This is a genomic window from Kribbella voronezhensis, assembly GCF_004365175.1.
GTDB classification, from domain to species: Bacteria; Actinomycetota; Actinomycetes; order Propionibacteriales; family Kribbellaceae; genus Kribbella; species Kribbella voronezhensis.
In genome coordinates this window covers 4,712,081-4,732,178 of record NZ_SOCE01000001.1, presented here as the reverse complement: position 1 = coordinate 4,732,178, position 20,098 = coordinate 4,712,081, and the positions used below count along the sequence as shown (strand labels likewise).

The 20,098-nt window shown below is 66.5% G+C and carries 19 protein-coding genes; all 19 read right to left on the bottom strand.

Features of this window, described 5'->3' with window-relative positions:
• Window positions 1–369: a 50S ribosomal protein L14 gene (gene rplN / locus EV138_RS22125; protein ID WP_077019238.1), complete on the bottom strand. Its 369-nt coding sequence runs from the start codon at window positions 367–369 to the stop codon at window positions 1–3.
• A gap of 103 nt (window positions 370–472) precedes the next feature.
• The gene (gene rpsQ / locus EV138_RS22120; RefSeq protein ID WP_112243203.1) at window positions 473–775 is read right to left on the bottom strand and encodes a 30S ribosomal protein S17; all 303 of its coding nucleotides are present in this window, start codon (window positions 773–775) and stop codon (window positions 473–475) included.
• Window positions 772–1,065 (bottom strand): 50S ribosomal protein L29, encoded by a 294-nt coding sequence (rpmC, locus tag EV138_RS22115; RefSeq protein WP_133980722.1) that lies wholly within the window; start codon window positions 1,063–1,065, stop codon window positions 772–774. Before rpmC ends, rpsQ begins: the two co-directional genes overlap by 4 nt.
• Window positions 1,065–1,484: a 50S ribosomal protein L16 gene (rplP, locus tag EV138_RS22110; RefSeq protein WP_112243207.1), complete on the bottom strand. Its 420-nt coding sequence runs from the start codon at window positions 1,482–1,484 to the stop codon at window positions 1,065–1,067. Before rplP ends, rpmC begins: the two co-directional genes overlap by 1 nt.
• Before the next feature lie 3 nt (window positions 1,485–1,487).
• Window positions 1,488–2,342, bottom strand: coding sequence for a 30S ribosomal protein S3 (gene rpsC, locus EV138_RS22105; RefSeq protein ID WP_133980721.1), 855 nt, complete (start codon window positions 2,340–2,342; stop codon window positions 1,488–1,490).
• On the bottom strand, window positions 2,342–2,863 hold the full coding sequence (gene rplV / locus EV138_RS22100; RefSeq protein WP_439648997.1) for a 50S ribosomal protein L22: 522 nt from the start codon (window positions 2,861–2,863) through the stop codon (window positions 2,342–2,344). Before rplV ends, rpsC begins: the two co-directional genes overlap by 1 nt.
• A 59-nt stretch (window positions 2,864–2,922) precedes the next feature.
• Entirely contained in the window at window positions 2,923–3,204 is a 282-nt protein-coding gene (gene rpsS, locus EV138_RS22095; protein ID WP_112243213.1) for a 30S ribosomal protein S19, read from the bottom strand.
• A 15-nt stretch (window positions 3,205–3,219) separates the two neighbouring features.
• Window positions 3,220–4,053: a 50S ribosomal protein L2 gene (gene rplB / locus EV138_RS22090; protein WP_112243215.1), complete on the bottom strand. Its 834-nt coding sequence runs from the start codon at window positions 4,051–4,053 to the stop codon at window positions 3,220–3,222.
• Complete coding sequence (rplW, locus tag EV138_RS22085; RefSeq protein WP_112243217.1) at window positions 4,053–4,358, bottom strand: 50S ribosomal protein L23; 306 nt, start codon at window positions 4,356–4,358, stop codon at window positions 4,053–4,055. The genes rplB and rplW overlap by 1 nt, the downstream gene beginning before the upstream one ends.
• Window positions 4,355–5,050, bottom strand: a complete 696-nt coding sequence (rplD, locus tag EV138_RS22080) for a 50S ribosomal protein L4 (protein WP_133980719.1) — start codon at window positions 5,048–5,050, stop codon at window positions 4,355–4,357. The genes rplW and rplD overlap by 4 nt, the downstream gene beginning before the upstream one ends.
• The gene (gene rplC, locus EV138_RS22075) at window positions 5,047–5,703 is read right to left on the bottom strand and encodes a 50S ribosomal protein L3 (RefSeq protein WP_112243225.1); all 657 of its coding nucleotides are present in this window, start codon (window positions 5,701–5,703) and stop codon (window positions 5,047–5,049) included. Before rplC ends, rplD begins: the two co-directional genes overlap by 4 nt.
• 16 nt (window positions 5,704–5,719) lie before the next feature.
• A complete protein-coding gene (gene rpsJ / locus EV138_RS22070) occupies window positions 5,720–6,028 on the bottom strand; it encodes a 30S ribosomal protein S10 (protein WP_012923688.1) in 309 nt (102 codons plus the stop codon).
• Window positions 6,029–6,406: 378 nt separating this feature from the next.
• Entirely contained in the window at window positions 6,407–7,600 is a 1,194-nt protein-coding gene (gene tuf / locus EV138_RS22065) for an elongation factor Tu (RefSeq protein WP_133980718.1), read from the bottom strand.
• A gap of 72 nt (window positions 7,601–7,672) precedes the next feature.
• A complete protein-coding gene (fusA, locus tag EV138_RS22060; protein WP_133980717.1) occupies window positions 7,673–9,784 on the bottom strand; it encodes an elongation factor G in 2,112 nt (703 codons plus the stop codon).
• Window positions 9,785–9,858: 74 nt separating this feature from the next.
• Window positions 9,859–10,329 (bottom strand): 30S ribosomal protein S7, encoded by a 471-nt coding sequence (rpsG, locus tag EV138_RS22055; RefSeq protein ID WP_112243231.1) that lies wholly within the window; start codon window positions 10,327–10,329, stop codon window positions 9,859–9,861.
• Window positions 10,329–10,703, bottom strand: a complete 375-nt coding sequence (gene rpsL / locus EV138_RS22050) for a 30S ribosomal protein S12 (protein WP_012923692.1) — start codon at window positions 10,701–10,703, stop codon at window positions 10,329–10,331. The genes rpsG and rpsL overlap by 1 nt, the downstream gene beginning before the upstream one ends.
• 374 nt (window positions 10,704–11,077) lie before the next feature.
• The gene (locus EV138_RS22045; protein WP_238158283.1) at window positions 11,078–12,286 is read right to left on the bottom strand and encodes a nuclear transport factor 2 family protein; all 1,209 of its coding nucleotides are present in this window, start codon (window positions 12,284–12,286) and stop codon (window positions 11,078–11,080) included.
• Between the two features lie 251 nt (window positions 12,287–12,537).
• Window positions 12,538–16,398, bottom strand: coding sequence for a DNA-directed RNA polymerase subunit beta' (locus tag EV138_RS22040; protein WP_112243235.1), 3,861 nt, complete (start codon window positions 16,396–16,398; stop codon window positions 12,538–12,540).
• Window positions 16,399–16,466: 68 nt separating this feature from the next.
• A complete protein-coding gene (gene rpoB / locus EV138_RS22035; RefSeq protein ID WP_112243237.1) occupies window positions 16,467–19,949 on the bottom strand; it encodes a DNA-directed RNA polymerase subunit beta in 3,483 nt (1,160 codons plus the stop codon).
• Window positions 19,950–20,098 lie beyond the last annotated feature (149 nt).

Here is a 20,098-nt window from a genome sequence, read left to right as displayed (position 1 = left end):
TCAGAGCACCTCCGGAGCGAGCGAGATGATCTTCATGAAGCGCTTCTCGCGCAGCTCCCGGCCGACCGGCCCGAAGATGCGGGTACCACGCGGCTCACCGTCGGCCTTCAAGATCACCGCGGCGTTCTCGTCGAACCGGATGTAGGAGCCGTCCGGACGCCGGCGCTCCTTCACGGTACGAACGATGACGGCCTTGACGACGTCGCCCTTCTTGACGCCGCCGCCCGGGATCGCGTCCTTGACGGTGGCGACGATCGTGTCACCGACACCGGCGTAGCGCCGACCGGAGCCACCGAGCACGCGGATGCACAAGATCTCCTTGGCACCCGTGTTGTCGGCGACCTTCAGTCGCGACTCCTGCTGGATCATCTGTTGATCTCCTGGTTGTCTCGCTGGTTCTCACTGACGTGAGCCTTGCGGAACGAATAATTTCGATGGGGTACAGCTGGGCGTTGCAGTGCCCTCAGGACGACTACTTCGCCTTCTCGAGGATCTCCACGACGCGCCAACGCTTGGTGGCGGACAGCGGCCGGGTCTCCATCAGGAGGACGCGGTCGCCGATGCCGGCGGCGTTCTGCTCGTCGTGCGCCTTGAGCTTGCTGGTGCGGCGGATGACCTTGCCGTACAGCTTGTGCTTGACCCGGTCCTCGACCTCGACCGTCACGGTCTTGTCCATCTTGTCGCTCAGCACCAGGCCCTCACGGGTCTTGCGGCTGTTGCGCTTCGTGTCGGGGGTCGTGCTCACGGTGTCGTCCTTCGCTGCATTCTCGGTCATGCCTTGCTCCCAGCCTTCTCGCTGTCGTCCGCGGTCTCGGCGGCAACCTCATCGGCCTCAGCCGCGGGTGCAGAGTCGACCTCTTCGGTGATGCCGAGCGCACGCTCGGTCAGCACCGTGTAGATGCGGGCGATGTCCTTGCGGACGGCACGCAGCCGGCCGTGGGACTCCAGCTGACCCGTGGCAGCCTGGAACCGGAGGTTGAACAGCTCCTCCTTGGCGTTTCCGAGCTTCTCCAGAAGCTCGTCCTTACCGAGGTTCCGCAGTTCGGCGGCGGTCAGGATGGCCATCAGTTCTCACCTGACTCTCGGGTGATGAAGCGGCACTTCATCGGCAACTTGTGGATCGCGCGGCGCATGGCCTCGCGAGCGACGTCCTCGTCCACACCGGACAGTTCGAACATCACCCGGCCGGACTTGACGTTCGCGATCCACCACTCGGGGGAACCCTTACCGGAACCCATCCGGGTCTCGGCAGGCTTCTTGGTCAGCGGGCGGTCCGGGTAGATGTTGATCCAGACCTTTCCGCCACGCTTGATGTGCCGGGTCATCGCGATACGAGCGGACTCGATCTGCCGGTTCGTGACGTAGTGGCTCTCGACGGCCTGGATGCCGAAGTCGCCGAACGCCAGCGTGGTACCGCCCTTGGCAGCGCCGGAGCGCTTCGGGTGGTGCTGCTTGCGGTGCTTGACCTTGCGGGGGATGAGCATGGTTCAGCTCTCCGTTCCGGTCGTCTCGGCCGGCTTCTCGGCAGCCGGAGCCGCCGCGGCGTCAGCCTTGGGAGCGTCATTGCGGGCGCCACCGTCACGACGGTCGTTACGACCGCCACGGTCACCACCGCGGCCACCACGGTCACCGCGGTCGCCACCGTCGCGACGGGCCGGACGGCCACGCTGCTGGGTAGCGGCCCGGGCCGCGGCCTGCGCCTCGCGCTCCGCGCGGGTGCCGGCGACATCGCCCTTGTAGATCCAGACCTTCACGCCGATCCGGCCGAAGGTCGTGCGGGCCTCGTAGAAGCCGTAGTCGATGTCCGCGCGAAGGGTGTGCAGCGGCACCCGGCCTTCGCGGTAGAACTCCGAACGCGACATCTCCGCGCCACCGAGACGGCCGGAGCACTGGATCCGGATGCCCAGGGCGCCGCCACGCATGGTGGTCTGCATCGCCTTGCGCATCGCGCGGCGGAACGCCACGCGGCCGGACAGCTGCTCGGCAACGCCCTGGGCGACGAGCTGCGCGTCGACCTCGGCGTTCTTCACCTCGAGGATGTTCAGCTGCACCTGCTTGCCGGTGAGCTCCTCCAGGCTGCCCCGAATCCGGTCCGCCTCGGCGCCGCGGCGACCGATGACGATGCCCGGACGGGCGGTGTGGATGTCGACGCGGACGCGGTCACGGGTGCGCTCGATCTCCACGCGGGAGATGCCGGCGCGCTCCATGCCCTTGCTCAGCAGGCGACGGATCTTGACGTCCTCGCCCACGTAGTCCTTGTACAGCTTGTCCGCGTACCACCGGCTCTTGTGGTCCGTGCTGATGCCGAGTCGGAACCCGTGCGGGTTTACCTTCTGGCCCACTATCGGGTCTCCTTCTTCTCAGCCTTTTTGGCGGTTGCCTTCTTGGCGGGCGCCTTCTTGGCCGGAGCCTTCTTGGCGTCGTCCTTCTTGGCTTCCGCCTTCTTGGCATCGGCCTTCTTCGCCGGCGCCTCGGCCTCGACCTTCGGGCCGACCACAACAGTGATGTGGCTGGTCCGCTTGTCGATCCGGGTCGCGCGACCCTGGGCACGGGGGCGGTGACGCTTCAGCGTCGGGCCCTCGTCCACATAGGCCTTCACCACGACCAGGTCGGCGCGGCTCAGGTGCTCGGTGCTTTCGGCGTTCGCCACGGCGCTGTCGACGACCTTGTACACGGTCTCGGCAGCGGCCTGCGGGGCGAACTTCAGAGTGGCGAGTGCGTCGTCGACGCCCATGCCGCGCACCAGGTCGACCACGCGACGCGCCTTCATCGGCGTCACGCGGACGAAGCGCGCGACCGCAAAGGCCCCGGGCTCGTCGCCCAGCAGGCCCTCGCGACGGGCACTGACTGCCCTACGCTCCATTACGCTCATGATGTTCGAATCTCTCCGTAGGTTGCTCTGCGCTTCGTCACTGACCTAGGTCAGCGACGCCGTGCCTTGCGGTCGTCTTTTTCGTGGCCCTTGAACGTCCGGGTCGGGGCGAACTCGCCGAGCTTGTGCCCGACCATCGCGTCCGTCACGAACACGGGGACGTGCTTGCGGCCGTCGTGCACCGCGAGGGTGTGACCGATCATGGTCGGGATGATCATGGATCGGCGCGACCAGGTCTTGATCACGTTCTTGGTGCCCTTTTCGTTCTGCACCTCCACCTTCTTCAACAGGTGGTGGTCGACGAACGGGCCCTTCTTGAGGCTGCGTGGCATCTGTCCGGCTCCCTATCAGCGCTTCTTGCCGGCCTTGCGGCGCCGGACGATCATGCGGTCGCTTTCCTTGTGACCGCGGGTGCGGCCCTCAGGCTTGCCCCACGGGGACACCGGGTGACGTCCACCCGAGGTCTTGCCCTCACCACCACCGTGCGGGTGGTCGACCGGGTTCATGGCGACACCACGGACGGTCGGGCGCTTGCCCTTCCAGCGCATCCGGCCGGCCTTGCCCCAGTTGATGTTCGACTGCTCGCCGTTGCCGACCTCACCGAGGGTGGCGCGGCAGCGCACGTCGACCATCCGGACCTCGCCCGACGGCATCCGCAGGGTGGCCATCCGGCCCTCCTTGGCGACCAGCTGAACGCTGGCACCGGCGGAGCGGGCCATCTTGGCGCCACCGCCCGGGCGCAGCTCGACGGCGTGCACCGTGGAGCCGACCGGGATGTTGCGCAGCGGCAGGTTGTTGCCGACCTTGATGTCCGCGGCCGGACCGTTCTCGATGATCGTGCCCTGCTTCAGGTTGGCCGGGGCGAGGATGTAGCGCTTCTCGCCGTCGACGTAGTGCAGCAGTGCGATCCGGGCGGTGCGGTTCGGGTCGTACTCGATCTCCGCGACCTTGGCCGGTACGCCGTCCTTGTCGTAGCGCTTGAAGTCGATCAGGCGGTACGCGCGCTTGTGGCCACCACCGTGGTGCCGAGTGGTGATCTTGCCGGAGTTGTTCCGGCCACCCTTCTTCGGCAGCGGGCGGAGCAGGGACTTCTCAGGGGTCGAACGGGTGAGCTCGACGAAGTCGGCCACGCTCGAGCCACGGCGGCCCGGCGTCGTCGGCTTGTATTTGCGGATACCCATTACGACTGGCCTCCGAAGATGTCGATGCGGTCGTCGCCGGCAAGGCTGACGATCGCTCGCTTGGTGTCAGGACGCTTGCCCCAGCCCGTACGGGTACGGCGGCGCTTGCCCTTGCGGTTGATCGTGTTGACGCTGGTGACCCGCACCTTGAACACCTTCTGGACCGCGAGCTTGATCTCGGTCTTGTTGGCGTCCGGGGCGACCTCGAACGTGTACTTCTGCTCGTCCAGCAGGCCGTAGCTCTTCTCGCTCACGACCGGCCGCAGCAGCACGTCCCGCGGGTCTTTGTTGACTCCGTGACTCATGCTTCTACCTCCTGCTCGGCCTCGGTCGACGTAGCGACGGCCTTGACGGACTTGCCCTTCGGCGAACCGGCGACGAAGGCCTCCAGCGCCTCGGTGGTGAAGACCACCGCGTCGCTGCACAGCACGTCGTACGCGTTCAGCTGGTCGGCCGCGAGCAGGTGCACGGTCGGCACGTTGCGCAGGCTCAGCCAGGTCTGCTCGTCGGCGCGCGCCACGACCACCAGCACCTTGAGGTACTCGGTGACCTCGGCCAGCACCTTGAGGGCTGCCTTGGTCGACGGCTTGTCGCCGTCCACGAACTTCTCGACCACGTGCACGCGGCCGTCACGGGCCCGGTCGGACAACGCACCGCGGAGCGCGGCGGCGATCATCTTCTTCGGGGTCCGCTGGCTGTAGTCGCGCGGGGTCGGGCCGTGCACGACGCCACCACCGGTGAACTGCGGTGCGCGGGTCGAACCCTGCCGGGCGCGGCCGGTGCCCTTCTGCCGGTACGGCTTGGCGCCACCACCGGAGACCTCACCGCGGGACTTCACCTTGTGCGTGCCCTGGCGGGCCGCGGCCAGCTGGGCCACGACGACCTGGTGGATCAGCGGGATGTTGGCCTGTACGTCGAACAGCTCGGCCGGGAGCTCCGCGGAGCCCTTCTTGCTGACCTTGTCGCCCTTCACAGCGACTACGTCAACGGTGCTCATTTGGTAGCTCCCTTCGCGGCGTTGCGGATCAGCACGAGGCCGCCCTTGGGGCCGGGGACGGCACCCTTGAGCAGGACCAGGCCGCGCTCGGCGTCGATCGCGTGGACCGTCACGTTCTGCGTGGTGACCTTCTCGTTGCCCATCCGGCCGGCCATCTTGAGGCCCTTGAAGACCCGGCCCGGGGTCGCGCAACCGCCGATGGAGCCCGGCGAACGGTGCTTCTTGTGCACACCGTGGGTGGCGCGAAGACCGTGGAAGCCGTGCCGCTTCATCACACCGGCGAAGCCCTTGCCCTTGCTGGTGGCGGACACGTCGACGATCTCGCCCGCGGCGAACGCCTCGGCCTTGATCTCCTGGCCCAGCGTGTACTCGCTGGCGTCAGCGGTGCGCAGCTCGAGCAGGTGGCGACGCGGGGTCACTCCGGCCTTCTCGAAGTGGCCGCGCATCGGCGAGTTCACCTTGCGGGGGTCGATGTCGCCGAACGCGATCTGGACGCCGTCGTAGCCGTGGCTGGCCGAGGTACGCACCTCGGTGACCACACAGGGACCGGCCTGGATCACGGTGACGGGGACGACTCGGTTGTTCTCGTCCCAGGTCTGGGTCATGCCGAGCTTCGTGCCCAGCAGACCGCGCGTGGTTTTTTGATTGCTCATTGGTTTCGCGTTTCCCTCAGAGCTTGATCTCGATGTCGACACCGGCCGGCAGGTCGAGACGCATCAGCGAGTCGACGGTCTTCGGCGTGGGGTCGATGATGTCGATGAGCCGCTTGTGGGTGCGCATCTCGAAGTGCTCGCGGCTGTCCTTGTACTTGTGCGGCGAGCGGATGACGCAGAACACGTTCTTTTCCGTCGGCAACGGCACCGGGCCAGCAACCTTCGCACCAGTACGCGTCACCGTGTCGACGATCTTGCGCGCCGAGCTGTCGATGACCTCGTGGTCGTAGGCCTTCAGCCGGATGCGGATCTTTTGTCCCGCCATCGCTTCGCTACGTCCTTCTCTTCGTCTTCGTCTTTGCTGCTCCGACCCCCGCGGTCGGGTGTGTCGTGGACGCGGCACGCGCGTCACCACACACTTTCGACCCTGGGATGGTGATCGGGGTTCGGTCTCGGACCGAGAACCTCGGCATGGTCTCCGGTCCGGCGCAGCCGCCAGACAACCGTCTGCGGCGCGCCCCGGCAACCTAGCCTGAGCAACCTGAATATTGTGCCAGAGATCGGCATCGGAATGCCAATCGTGGTGGCTTCACGCCTCGATCCGGGACCGTTCCGGGGTCACCGACCCCGACTTGCCCTGGATCAGGCGCAAAGCAGAGGTCCGCAAGGGCTCAGTGAGCGAGCCCTTGCGGACCTCATGAAATCACTTGAGGATCTTGGTGACCCGGCCGGCGCCGACGGTGCGGCCACCTTCACGGATCGCGAACTTCAGGCCCTCTTCCATGGCGATCGGCTGGATCAGCTCGACCGACATGTCGGTGTTGTCGCCCGGCATGACCATCTCGGTGCCCTCGGGCAGCGTGACGACGCCGGTGACGTCCGTGGTGCGGAAGTAGAACTGGGGCCGGTAGTTCTGGAAGAACGGCGTGTGACGGCCGCCCTCCTCCTTCGACAGGATGTAGACCGAAGCGTCGAAGTTGGTGTGCGGGGTCGTGGTGCCCGGCTTGATGACGACCATGCCGCGCTCGACGTCCTCGCGCTTGGTGCCACGAAGCAGCAGACCGACGTTCTCACCGGCCTGGCCCTCGTCGAGCAGCTTGCGGAACATCTCGATACCGGTGACGGTCGAGGTCTGCTTCTCCGGCCGGATACCGACGATGTCGACGGTCTCGTTGACCTTGATGACGCCCCGCTCGATCCGGCCCGTGATGACGGTACCGCGACCGGTGATGGTGAAGACGTCCTCGACCGGCATCAGGAACGGCTTGTCGATCTCGCGCTCCGGCTGCGGGATGTAGGAGTCGACGGCGTCCATCAGCTCCATGATCGACTCGCCCCACTTGGCGTCACCCTGCAGTGCCGGGTGCGCCGCGACCTTCACGACCGGGACGTTGTCCCCGTCGAACTCCTGGTCGCTCAGCAGCTCGCGAACCTCGAGCTCGACGAGCTCCAGGATCTCCTCGTCGTCGACCATGTCGCACTTGTTCAGGGCGACGACCATCGCCGGCACGCCGACCTGACGGGCGAGCAGCACGTGCTCGCGCGTCTGCGGCATCGGGCCGTCGGTGGCGGCGACGACCAGGATCGCGCCGTCCATCTGGGCCGCACCGGTGATCATGTTCTTGATGTAGTCCGCGTGACCCGGGCAGTCGACGTGGGCGTAGTGCCGGGCCTCGGTCTGGTACTCGACGTGCGCGATCGAGATCGTGATACCGCGCTGGCGCTCTTCCGGCGCCTTGTCGATCTGATCGAAGGCCGACGCCTCGTTCAGCGTCGGGTACTTGTCGTGCAGCACCTTGGTGATCGCCGCGGTAAGAGTCGTCTTACCGTGGTCGATGTGACCGATGGTGCCGATGTTGACGTGCGGCTTAGTCCGCTCGAACTTCGCCTTAGCCACTGGGGCCCTCCTGGAAAGTGTTGACTTACGCCGTACGCCGACGCGCTGTGGGTTGGTTGGTCCGGGGCGAGACTACTCGCCGCGGGCCTTCTTGATGATCTCTTCCGCCACGTTCTTCGGAACCTCGGCGTAGGAATCGAACTGCATCGAGTACGACGCGCGGCCCTGGGTCTTCGACCGTAGGTCACCGACATACCCGAACATCTCGGACAACGGCACCAGGGCCTTGATGACCCGGCTGCCACCGGGGCCTTCGTCCATCGACTGGATCTGGCCGCGGCGTGAGTTGAGGTCGCCGATCACTTCACCCATGTAGTCCTCAGGGGTGGTGACCTCGACCGAGAACATCGGCTCGAGGATGACCGGACTCGCCCGGCGGGCGGCGTCCTTGAAGGCCATCGAACCGGCGATCTTGAAGGCGAGCTCGGAGGAGTCGACATCGTGGTAGGCGCCGTCGGTCAGGGTGACCTTGACGTCCACCATCGGGTAACCGGCCAGGACGCCGAACTCCATGGCTTCCTGCGCACCCTCGTCCACCGACGGGATGTACTCCCGCGGGATGCGACCACCGGTGACGGCGTTGACGAACTCGTAGCCGCCCTCGCCACCGACCTCGGCCGACGTCGGCTCGACGTTGATGATCACGCGCGCGAACTGACCCGAACCACCGGTCTGCTTCTTGTGCGTGTAGTCGACCTTCTCGACCTTCTTCTTGATGGTCTCGCGGTAGGCGACCTGGGGCTTGCCGACGTTGGCCTCGACGCGGAACTCGCGCTTCATCCGGTCGACCAGGATCTCCAGGTGCAGCTCGCCCATACCGGCGATGATCGTCTGGCCCGTGTCCTCGTCGGTCCGGACCTGGAAGGTCGGGTCCTCCTCGGCGAGCCGCTGGATCGCGACGCCCAGCTTCTCCTGGTCGCCCTTCGACTTCGGCTCGATGGCGACCGAGATCACCGGGGCCGGGAAGGTCATCGACTCCAGCACGACCGGCTTGGCCGGGTCGCACAGCGTCTCACCGGTGGTGGTGTCCTTCAGACCCATCACGGCGACGATGTGGCCGGCGCCGACCGACGCGATCTCCTCACGCTTGTTCGCGTGCATCCGGTAGATCTTGCCGATCCGCTCCTTGCGCCCCTTGGTGGGGTTCAGGACCTGGGTGCCGGTCTCGAGCTTGCCCGAGTACACCCGGATGAAGGTCAGCTTGCCCAGGTGCGGGTCGGCCGCGATCTTGTACGCCAGCGCCGAGAACGGCTCGCTGTCGTCCGGCTTGCGGGTGACGACGACCGAGGCGTCCTTCACGTCGTGGCCCTCGATGTCGGGCACGTCGAGCGGGCTCGGCAGGAAGGCGTTGATCGCGTCGAGCAGGGGCTGGACGCCCTTGTTCTTGAACGCGGTACCGGTCAGCACCGGGGTCAGCTTGCTCGCGATGGTCGCGCGCCGGATGCCGGCCATGATCTGCTCCTGGGTCGGCTCCTCGCCTTCCAGGTACTGCTCCATGATCTCGTCGTCGGCCTCGGCCAGCGTCTCGATCAGCTTGTCGCGCCACTCGGCGGCGATCTCGGTGTGGCTGGCCGGGATCTCCTCGACGGTGTAGTCCTCACCCATCGTGGTCTCGCCGCGCCAGGTCAGCGCGCGCATCCCGATCAGGTCGACGACACCGATGAAGTCGGCCTCGGAACCGATCGGCAGCTGCAGCACCAGCGGCACCGCGGCCAGCCGGTCGACGATCATGTCGACGCAGCGCATGAACTCGGCGCCGGTACGGTCCAGCTTGTTGACGAAGCAGATCCGCGGTACGCCGTACCGGTCCGCCTGACGCCACACGGTCTCGGACTGCGGCTCGACGCCCGCGACACCGTCGAACACGGCGACCGCGCCGTCGAGGACGCGCAGCGAGCGCTCCACCTCGACGGTGAAGTCGACGTGGCCCGGGGTGTCGATGATGTTGATGGTGTGGTCTTTCCAGGTGCAGGTCGTCGCGGCGGACGTGATCGTGATGCCGCGCTCCTGCTCCTGCTCCATCCAGTCCATCGTGGCGGCGCCGTCGTGGACCTCACCGATCTTGTAGGTGATACCGGTGTAGAAGAGGATCCGCTCGGTCGTCGTCGTCTTACCGGCGTCGATGTGGGCCATGATGCCGATGTTGCGCACCATGCTCAGGTCGGTGGTGATTTGTACGGCCACCTCGGTGGTCTACCTCTCGCTTCTGTCTAGCTTCAAAACGGTGATCGGGTGGGGTCCGGGACCGGACCCCGCGATCACCAGCGGTAGTGGGCGAAAGCCTTGTTGGCTTCGGCCATCTTGTGCGTGTCCTCGCGACGCTTCACCGACGCACCGAGACCGTTGGACGCGTCCAGGATCTCGTTCATCAGGCGCTCGGACATGGTCTTCTCGCGGCGGGCCCGGGAGTAGGACGTGAGCCAGCGCAGGGCGAGCGTGGTCGAGCGACCGGGCTTGACCTCGATCGGCACCTGGTAGGTGGCACCACCGACGCGGCGGCTCTTCACCTCGATGCTGGGCTTCACGTTGTCCAGGGCGCGCTTGAGCGTGATGACCGGGTCGGTGCCGGTCTTCGTCCGGGTGCCCTCGAGGGCGGTGTAGACGATGCTCTGCGCGATCTGCTTCTTGCCGTCCACCAGGATCTTGGAGATCAACTGGGTGACCAGCGGCGAACTGTAGACCGGGTCGATGATGACCGGCCGCTTCGGGGCGGGACCCTTGCGCGGCATTAGCTCTTCTCCTTCTTCGCGCCGTACCGGCTGCGAGCCTGCTTCCGGTTCTTCACACCCTGGGTGTCGAGCGAACCGCGGATGATCTTGTACCGGACACCCGGAAGGTCCTTCACCCGGCCGCCACGCACGAGCACGATCGAGTGCTCCTGCAGGTTGTGGCCGACGCCCGGGATGTAGGCGGTGACCTCGATGCCGCTGGTGAGGCGGACGCGAGCGACCTTCCGAAGGGCCGAGTTCGGCTTCTTCGGGGTGGTCGTGTACACGCGCGTGCACACACCACGACGCTGAGGGGAACCCTTCAGGGCCGGCGTCTTGTTCTTGGACACCTTGTCCTGGCGGCCCTTGCGGACCAACTGCTGGATGGTGGGCACCGCGTAGGTCTCTTTCTGTCGTCCGGTCGGTTGCTGCGCACCTGACCCCCGCGGTCGGGTGTGTCGCGAGGGCACGGACACGCCGGAGTCATAAACTTTCTGACTGTCGGCAGAAGTCCCGTGCCACGCGCTGACCCGAAAAGTACGAGGGGCACGCATGACGGCCCAGGATGACCCGGGCACGATCGTTAAGACTAGCGGCTGCCTCATGCACGGTCAAAACAGAAGACCGTACGGCGTTGAGGCGCAGCCGCTAGACCAGTTTACAGGGTGTTCGCCGTAACCCTGGCATCGGCGGCTCGCGCGGCGCATTTCCCGCCTGAACGGGCTGTTGCCCCGGCCGGTCTCCCAGCCGGGGCAACAGTCGCGACGCCTCAGCCGAGGATGCGGACCTCGGTGATGAGGCCTTCCTGGACACGGTAGAAGCTGATCATCGGCACCGGGCCCTGGTCGGGATCGTGGACGATCGCCTGGTCCACCACCCACTCCCCCTGGGTCATCCGGTGGATCAGCTCGGTCTTGCACTGGCCGGCCTCGAACCGGGGCCGGTAGTACTCCCGCAGTGACCGGCGACCCCGCAGTACGGAACCGTCGGCCGTCTGGAGCTGTGCGGTCGGCGAATACATCGCCAGAAACGCTTCCAGATCATGCGCCTCGTACGCCGAATGCTCGCGCCCCACCACGCGCGACGCCGGCGTCTCTGCGGAGACAGCAGGCGCACTTGGTGGCGCGACAGCTACCGGCTTATCCACCACGACAGCTTTCGGCTTCTCTGTCGTGACGGTGGCTCCGGCGGCCGGAAGCGGAGTTCGAGTGCTGGTGGGGGCCGGGATAGGGGGTTGGTTGGTGGGGTCTTCACCCAGGTGGGCGATGGCCCAGTCGAGGGCCTTGGTCACCGCGGCGCGGGATTCGTCGGTGTGGTCGAGCATGTCGAAGCCGTGTTGCCCTTTCGGTACGTCGATGATGTCCAGCGCGGCGCCACCGGCGGAGACGAACTCCGCCACCGGACCAGCGAGCTCGTCGCGCTCGCGGCCGACCCTCGTCAGCAGCACCGGCAGGTTCTTGTTTTTGCCGATGACCTCGGCGGCGGAAACCAGTTCGTCGACACCGGGCGGGGTGGCGAGGCGGGGATAGGTCAGGGCGATGCCACGCAGCCAGCCGGGGCGGCTGTCCAGCCACTCCCCCGCCAGCAGGCCGGCGCCGGAGAAGAACCAGAGCAGCACGCGCTCCGGGTCCACCTGCGGATCGGCCCGCAGCAGGCCGACAGCGGCCTCCACGTCGTCGGCAGCGGCGGTCAGCTGGTCGAGGCCACGAATGAGGCTGTGGTCGACCACGGCGGCCACCAGGCCGCGCTGAGCGATCGCCGTGGCATAGCCCTGATACACCGGCCAGTCACGTGGCGACACGGTGAGATCGGCGGGCCCCGGACCCCCGTGAACCAACAGGATCGCGCCCGTCCGCGCCGTACTCGCGGGACGGTAGAAGTCCAGCTCGCCGACGCGGTCGCTGCGTTGTCCGGCCACCTCCTCGACGTCCAGCACGAACGGTCGCAGGTACGGCGGGAGATCCGGCATGTGCGTCATCTTCGCGCATCCCGCCGACACTTCCACGCCGACCCCTCGCGACACTCTGCAGCCGCCCGACCACCCTCGGCATGTCACCACGGCCGCCGGCTTCAGAACCCCTGCTGGACCGAGCGATCCACCACCGAACCATTAATTGCTCTAGGCAACTTCACCGTACTTCGGTACGTCGGCGGGGGTGGCCGCAACGCCGCGAGGGCGGCACCCCCTGGTGGGAGTGCCGCCCTCGGGCGTACTGCGTACTGACTGACTCAGTTCTGGTAGGAACCGAGGTCGAAGTCGTCCAGCGGGACCGACTGACCGGTGGACGGGCCGAAGTCGTAGTCGTACGACTCGTAGCCGACCATCGAGTACATCGCGGCCTTCGCCTCCTCGGTGGGCTCCACCCGGATGTTGCGGTAACGGTCCATGCCGGTACCCGCCGGGATCAGCTTTCCGATGATGACGTTCTCCTTCAGACCGACCAGCGAGTCGGACTTGCCGTGGATCGCGGCCTCGGTCAGGACCCGGGTCGTCTCCTGGAAGGAGGCGGCCGACAGCCACGACTCGGTCGCGAGCGACGCCTTGGTGATACCCATCAGCACCGGGCGACCAGAGGCCGGTGTACCGCCCTCGGCCACCACCCGACGGTTCTCCGCCTCGAACATCAGGCGGTCCGCCAGCTCGCCCGGCAGCAGGTTCGCCTCGCCGGACTCGATCACCGTGACCCGGCGCAGCATCTGCCGGACGATGATCTCGATGTGCTTGTCGTGGATGGCCACACCCTGCGACCGGTACACCTCCTGGACCTCGTCCACCAGGTGCTCCTGCGCCTTGCGCACACCGAGGATCCGCAGTACCTCCTGCGGGTCCGGCGTACCCTGCGTCAGCTGCTGACCGACCTCGACGTGCTGACCCTCTTCGATCAGCAGGCGGCCACGCTTGGACACCGGGTAGGCGACCTCCTCGGAACCGTCGTCCGGGGTGAGCACCAGCTTCCGGGTCTTGTCGGTGTCCTCGATCGAGATCCGGCCCGCGGCCTCGGCGATCGGCGCCTTGCCCTTGGGCTGGCGAGCCTCGAAGAGCTCGACAACACGCGGCAGACCGTGGGTGATGTCATCACCCGCGACACCACCGGTGTGGAAGGTACGCATGGTCAGCTGCGTACCCGGCTCACCGATGGACTGCGCCGCGATGATGCCGACGGCCTCACCGATGTCGACCGGCTTGCCGGTCGCCAGCGACCGGCCGTAGCACTTGGCGCAGGTACCGGTCTTGGCGTCGCAGGTCAGCACGGAGCGGACCTTGACGGTCTCGATCCCGGCCTCGACCAGGGCGGCGATGGACACGTCGCCCAGGTCGCTGCCCGCGGTCAGCACCACGTTGCCCTTGGCGTCGGACACGTCGGTCGCCAGAGTCCGCGCGTACGCGCTGGTCTCCACGTTCTCGGCGTGCACGACCTTGCCGTCCGGACCCTGCTGGCCGATCTGCTTGGGCAGACCACGCTCGGTGCCGCAGTCCTCCTCGCGGATGATGACGTCCTGCGAGACGTCCACCAGACGACGGGTCAGGTACCCGGAGTCGGCGGTCCGCAGCGCGGTGTCGGCAAGACCCTTACGAGCACCGTGGGTGGCGATGAAGTACTCGACCACCGACAGGCCCTCACGGAAGTTGGCCTTGATCGGACGGGCGATGATCTCGCCCTTCGGGTTGGCCACCAGACCACGCATACCGGCGATCTGCCGGATCTGCATCATGTTGCCTCGGGCACCCGAGTGGACCATCATCCAGATCGGGTTGGCCTTCTCGAAGTTCTCCTCCATGGCCTTACCGACCTCGGCGTTCGCCCCGGTCCAGATCTCGATCAGTTCCTGCCGCCGCTCGGACGCGGTGATCAGACCACGCTCGAACTGCTTCTGGACCTTCTCGGCCTGCGACTCGTAGCGAGCCATGATCTCGGGCTTGCTCGGCGGCGTGCTGAAGTCGTCGATCGACACCGTGACACCCGAACGGGTGGCCCAGCGGAAACCGAGGTCCTTCAGCGCGTCCAGGCAGTTCGCCACCTGGACCTTGGAGTAGCGCTCGGCCAGGTCGTTGACGATCGAGCCCAGCTGCTTCTTGCCGACCTCGGCGTCCACGAAGGTGTAGTCGCTCGGCAGCGCCTCGTTGAACAGGGCGCGACCCAGCGTGGTCTCCAGCGAGAACCCACCGTCCGGCCGCTCGGTCGACCCGGCCGGCGCGCCGGCTTCGGTCAACCGCAGCGTGATCTTCGCCTGCAGGGACAGTTCCTTGCGGTCGAAGGCCATCAGCGCCTCGGCCAGCGAGCTGAAGGCGCGGCCCTCACCGAGAGCACCTTCCTTCAGCATCGTCAGGAAGTAGATGCCGATGATCATGTCCTGGGTCGGCATCGTGACCGGACGGCCGTCAGCAGGCTTCAGGATGTTGTTCGTCGACAGCATCAGGATCCGGGCCTCGGCCTGCGCCTCGGCCGACAGCGGCAGGTGCACCGCCATCTGGTCACCGTCGAAGTCCGCGTTGAACGCGGAGCAGACGAGCGGGTGGATCTGGATCGCCTTGCCCTCGATCAGCTGCGGCTCGAACGCCTGGATGCCCAGCCGGTGCAGGGTTGGTGCACGGTTGAGCAGGACCGGGTGCTCGGTGATGACCTCTTCCAGCACGTCCCAGACCTGGGCGCGCTGACGCTCGACCATCCGCTTGGCGGACTTGATGTTCTGCGCGTGGTTGAGGTCGACCAGCCGCTTCATCACGAACGGCTTGAACAGCTCCAGCGCCATCGCCTTCGGCAGACCGCACTGGTGCAGCTTGAGCTGCGGGCCGACCACGATGACCGAACGGCCGGAGTAGTCGACGCGCTTGCCCAGCAGGTTCTGACGGAAGCGACCCTGCTTGCCCTTGAGCATGTCGGACAGCGACTTCAGCGGCCGGTTGCCCGGGCCGGTGACCGGACGCCCACGGCGGCCGTTGTCGAACAGTGCGTCGACGGCCTCCTGCAGCATCCGCTTCTCGTTGTTGACGATGATCTCGGGCGCGCCCAGGTCGAGCAGCCGCTTGAGCCGGTTGTTCCGGTTGATCACCCGGCGGTACAGGTCGTTCAGGTCGGAGGTGGCGAACCGGCCACCGTCGAGCTGGACCATCGGCCGCAGGTCCGGCGGGATCACCGGAACGCAGTCGAGCACCATGCCCATCGGGCTGTTGTTGGTGGCCAGGAACGCGGTGACGACCTTGAGCCGCTTCAGGGCGCGGGTCTTGCGCTGGCCCTTACCGGTCTTGATCGTCTCGCGCAGGCTGTCCGCCTCGGCCTTGAGGTCGAAGGTCTCCAGGCGCCGCTGGATCGCGGCGGCGCCCATCGCACCCTCGAAGTACTTGCCGAACCGCTCCTTCATGGCGCGGTACAGGATCTCGTCGCCCTCCAGGTCCTGGACCTTGAGGTTCTTGAACCGGCTCCAGACCTCGTCGAGGCGGTCGATCTCGCGCTGCGCACGGTCGCGCAGCTGCTTGACCTCACGCTCGGCGCCTTCCTTCACCTTGCGGCGAACGTCGGCCTTCGCGCCCTCGGCCTCGAGCTGGGCGAGGTCCTCCTCGAGCTTCTTCATCCGGGTCTCGATGTCGTTGTCGCGCCGGCCCTCGAGCTGCTTGCGCTCGACATCGGTCCGGCCCTCCAACGACGAGAGGTCGCGGTGGCGAGCCTCCTCGTCGACGTCGGTGATCATGTACGCCGCGAAGTAGATGACCTTCTCGAGGTCCTTCGGGGCGAGGTCGAGCAGGTAGCCGAGTCGCGACGGGACACCCTTGAAGTACCAGATGTGGGTGACCGGCGCGGCCAGCTCGATGTGGCCCATCCGCTCGCGGCGCACCTTGGAACGGGTGACCTCGACGCCACACCGCTCGCAGATGATGCCCTTGAAGCGAACGCGCTTGTACTTACCGCAGTAGCACTCCCAGTCCCGGGTGGGACCGAAGATCTTCTCGCAGAACAGACCGTCACGCTCGGGCTTGAGCGTCCGGTAGTTGATCGTCTCGGGCTTCTTGACCTCGCCGTGCGACCACTGGCGGATCTCATCCGCAGTCGCCAGGCCGATCCGAAGCTCGTCGAAGAAGTTCACGTCGAGCACGATGTGTTATCTCCCACTAGTAAAGATGGTCTGAGTGAGTTGGTTGTTGATCTCAAGCGGCAACCCGCTCAGACCTCCTCGACGCTGTTCGGCTCACGCCGGGACAGGTCGATTCCCAGTTCTTCCGCAGCGCGGAAGACGTCCTCTTCGCTGTCGCGCATCTCGACCCGGCTTCCGTCGGACGAGAGCACCTCGACATTCAGACACAGGGACTGCATTTCCTTGACCAGAACCTTGAAGGACTCCGGGATACCCGGCTCCGGGATGTTCTCGCCCTTGACGATCGCTTCGTAGACCTTGACGCGACCGACCACATCGTCCGACTTGATCGTCAGCAACTCCTGCAGCGCGAAGGCGGCACCGTAGGCCTCCAGGGCCCACACCTCCATCTCGCCGAACCGCTGACCACCGAACTGCGCCTTACCACCCAGCGGCTGCTGCGTGATCATCGAGTACGGACCGGTCGAGCGGGCGTGGATCTTGTCGTCCACCAGGTGGTGCAGCTTCAGCATGTACATGTAGCCGACGCCGACCGGCTGCGGGAAAGGCTCACCCGAGCGGCCGTCGAACAGGTTGGCCTTGCCGGTGCTGTCGACCATCCGGTCGCCGTCGCGGTTCGGCAGGGTCGAGCCGAGCAGGCCGGTGACCTCTTCCTCGCGCGCGCCGTCGAAGACGGGGGTGGCGACGTTCGTGAACGGGGCGGCTTCGCCGGCACCGATCTTGATCAGTCGCTGGGCCCACTCTTCGGTGCTGTCCGGGTCGACCTTCCAGCCGCGGCTGGCCACCCAGCCGAGGTGGGTCTCGAGCACCTGACCGACGTTCATCCGGCCGGGCACGCCCAGCGGGTTCAAGATGATGTCGACCTGGGTGCCGTCCTCCATGAACGGCATGTCCTCGACCGGCAGGATCTTCGAGATGACGCCCTTGTTGCCGTGGCGTCCGGCGAGCTTGTCACCGACGGAGATCTTGCGCTTCTGCGCGACGTACACGCGGACCAGCTGGTTCACGCCCGGCGGCAGCTCGTCGCCGTTGTCGCGGTCGAAGACGCGGACCCCGATGACGGTTCCGTTCTCACCGTGCGGCACCTTCAGCGAGGTGTCGCGGACCTCACGGGCCTTCTCACCGAAGATCGCCCGGAGCAGCCGCTCCTCCGGGGTCAGCTCGGTCTCACCCTTGGGCGTGACCTTGCCGACCAGGATGTCACCGGTGGTGACCTCCGCGCCGATCCGGATGATGCCGCGCTCGTCCAGGTCGGCCAGCATCTCGTCGGAGACGTTCGGGATGTCCCGGGTGATCTCCTCCGGACCGAGCTTGGTGTCGCGGGCGTCGACCTCGTGCTCCTCGATGTGGATCGAGGTGAGCAGGTCCTGCTGCACGACGCGCTGGCTGAGGATGATCGCGTCCTCGTAGTTGTGCCCTTCCCACGGCATGAACGCCACGAGCAGGTTCCGGCCGAGAGCCATCTCGCCCTCGTCGGTGCACGGACCGTCCGCCAGCGGCGTACCGACCTCGACCCGCTGACCGGCGTCGACCAGCGGGCGCTGGTTGATGCAGGTGCCCTGGTTCGAGCGACGGAACTTGGCCAGCCGGTACGTCTGGTAGGTGCCGTCGTCGGCGGCGACCTCGATCAGGTCGGCCGAGACCTCCTTGATCACACCGCCCTTCTCCGACACCAGCACGTCACCGGCGTCGACCGCACCGCGGAACTCCATGCCGGTACCGACCAGGGGTGCGTCCGCGGTGATCAGCGGAACGGCCTGGCGCTGCATGTTGGAGCCCATCAGGGCGCGGTTGGCGTCGTCGTGCTCGAGGAACGGGATCATCGCCGTCGCGACCGACACCATCTGGCGCGGGGAGACGTCCATGTAGTCCACGTCGTCGACCAGCACGAGCTCGACCTCACCGTGGCGCCGGCGGACCAGCACCCGGTCCTCGGCGAACACGTTGTCCGGGGTCAGCGCCGCGTTGGCCTGCGCGATGACGAACCGGTCCTCCTCGTCCGCGGTCAGGTAGTCGACCTGGTCGGTGACCCGGCCGTCGACGACCTTGCGGTACGGCGTCTCGACGAAGCCGAACGGGTTCACCCGGCCGTACGTCGCGAGCGAGCCGATCAGACCGATGTTCGGGCCTTCCGGGGTCTCGATCGGGCACATCCGGCCGTAGTGGGACGGGTGCACGTCGCGAACCTCGAAGCCGGCCCGCTCGCGGCTCAGACCACCCGGGCCAAGGGCCGACAGACGGCGCTTGTGGGTGAGTCCTGCGATCGGGTTGGTCTGGTCCATGAACTGCGACAGCTGGGAGGTGCCGAAGAACTCCTTCAGCGCCGCCACCACCGGACGGATGTTGATCAGGGTCTGCGGCGTGATCGCCTCGACGTCCTGGGTCGTCATCCGCTCCCGGACCACGCGCTCCATCCGGGCCAGGCCGGTGCGCAGCTGGTTCTGGATCAGCTCACCGACGGTGCGCAGCCGGCGGTTGCCGAAGTGGTCGATGTCGTCCTCTTCGACGACGATCTCGCCCTGCGGCGCGGCCAGCTCGGTCTTGCCCTCGTGCAGCGCGACCAGGTACTTGATCGTCGCGACGATGTCGTTGATCGTCAGGACGGCCGTGTCGTGGGCCTCGTCGCGGCCCAGCTTCTTGTTGATCTTGTAGCGACCAACCTTGGCCAGGTCGTAGCGCTTGCCGTTGAAGTAGTAGTTGTCCAGCAGCGCCTGGGCAGCCTCGCGCGTCGGCGGTTCGCCGGGGCGCAGCTTGCGGTAGATGTCGAGCAGCGCGTCGTCCTGCCCGGAGGTGTGGTCCTTCTCCAGGGTGAGCCGGATCGACTCGTACTCGCCGAACTCCTCGAGAATCTGCGCGTCGGTCCAGCCGAGCGCCTTGAGCAGCACGGTGACGTTCTGCTTGCGCTTGCGGTCCAGCCGCACGCCCACCATGTCGCGCTTGTCGACCTCGAACTCCAGCCACGCACCGCGCGACGGGATGATCTTGGCGGTGAAGATGTCCTTGTCCGACGTCTTGTCCGGCGTGCGCTCGAAGTACACACCGGGCGAGCGGACCAGCTGGGACACGACGACACGCTCGGTGCCGTTGATCACGAACGTGCCCTTGCGCGTCATCAACGGGAAGTCACCCATGAAGACGGTCTGGCTCTTGATCTCGCCGGTCTCGTTGTTCATGAACTCGGCGGTGACGAACAGCGGCGCCGAATAGGTGACGTCACGTTCCTTGCACTCGTCGACCGTGTTCTTCGGGGGCTCGAACCGGTGATCGCGGAACGACAGCGACATGGTGCCGCTGAAGTCCTCGATCGGGGAGATCTCTTCGAAGATCTCCTCCAGGCCGGACGGGGAGGAGAGGTCGGTTCGACCCTCCGCCTCGGCGGCGGCCACCCGGGCCTGCCAGGTTTCGTTCCCGACCAGCCAGTCGAAACTGTCCACCTGCAGCGCAAGCAGATCCGGAACCTCGAGAGGCTCGGAGATCTTTGCGAAGGAGATGCGGCGGGAGCCGGAAACGTCGGTAATACTGTCGGACTGGGGGTTGCGCGAGGCGACCAAGGGGCGTCCTTCCACGGGCTCGCAGAAATCACTTCGGTGCTGGGAGCGCACGCCGAACCGCCCTAGTCAAGTTTTGACCCGAGCCAGGGTGGGGTTAAAGGCAGCGCAAAGCAATAGGCTACCCGATCAGGGCAAGCCTGTCCAATGGG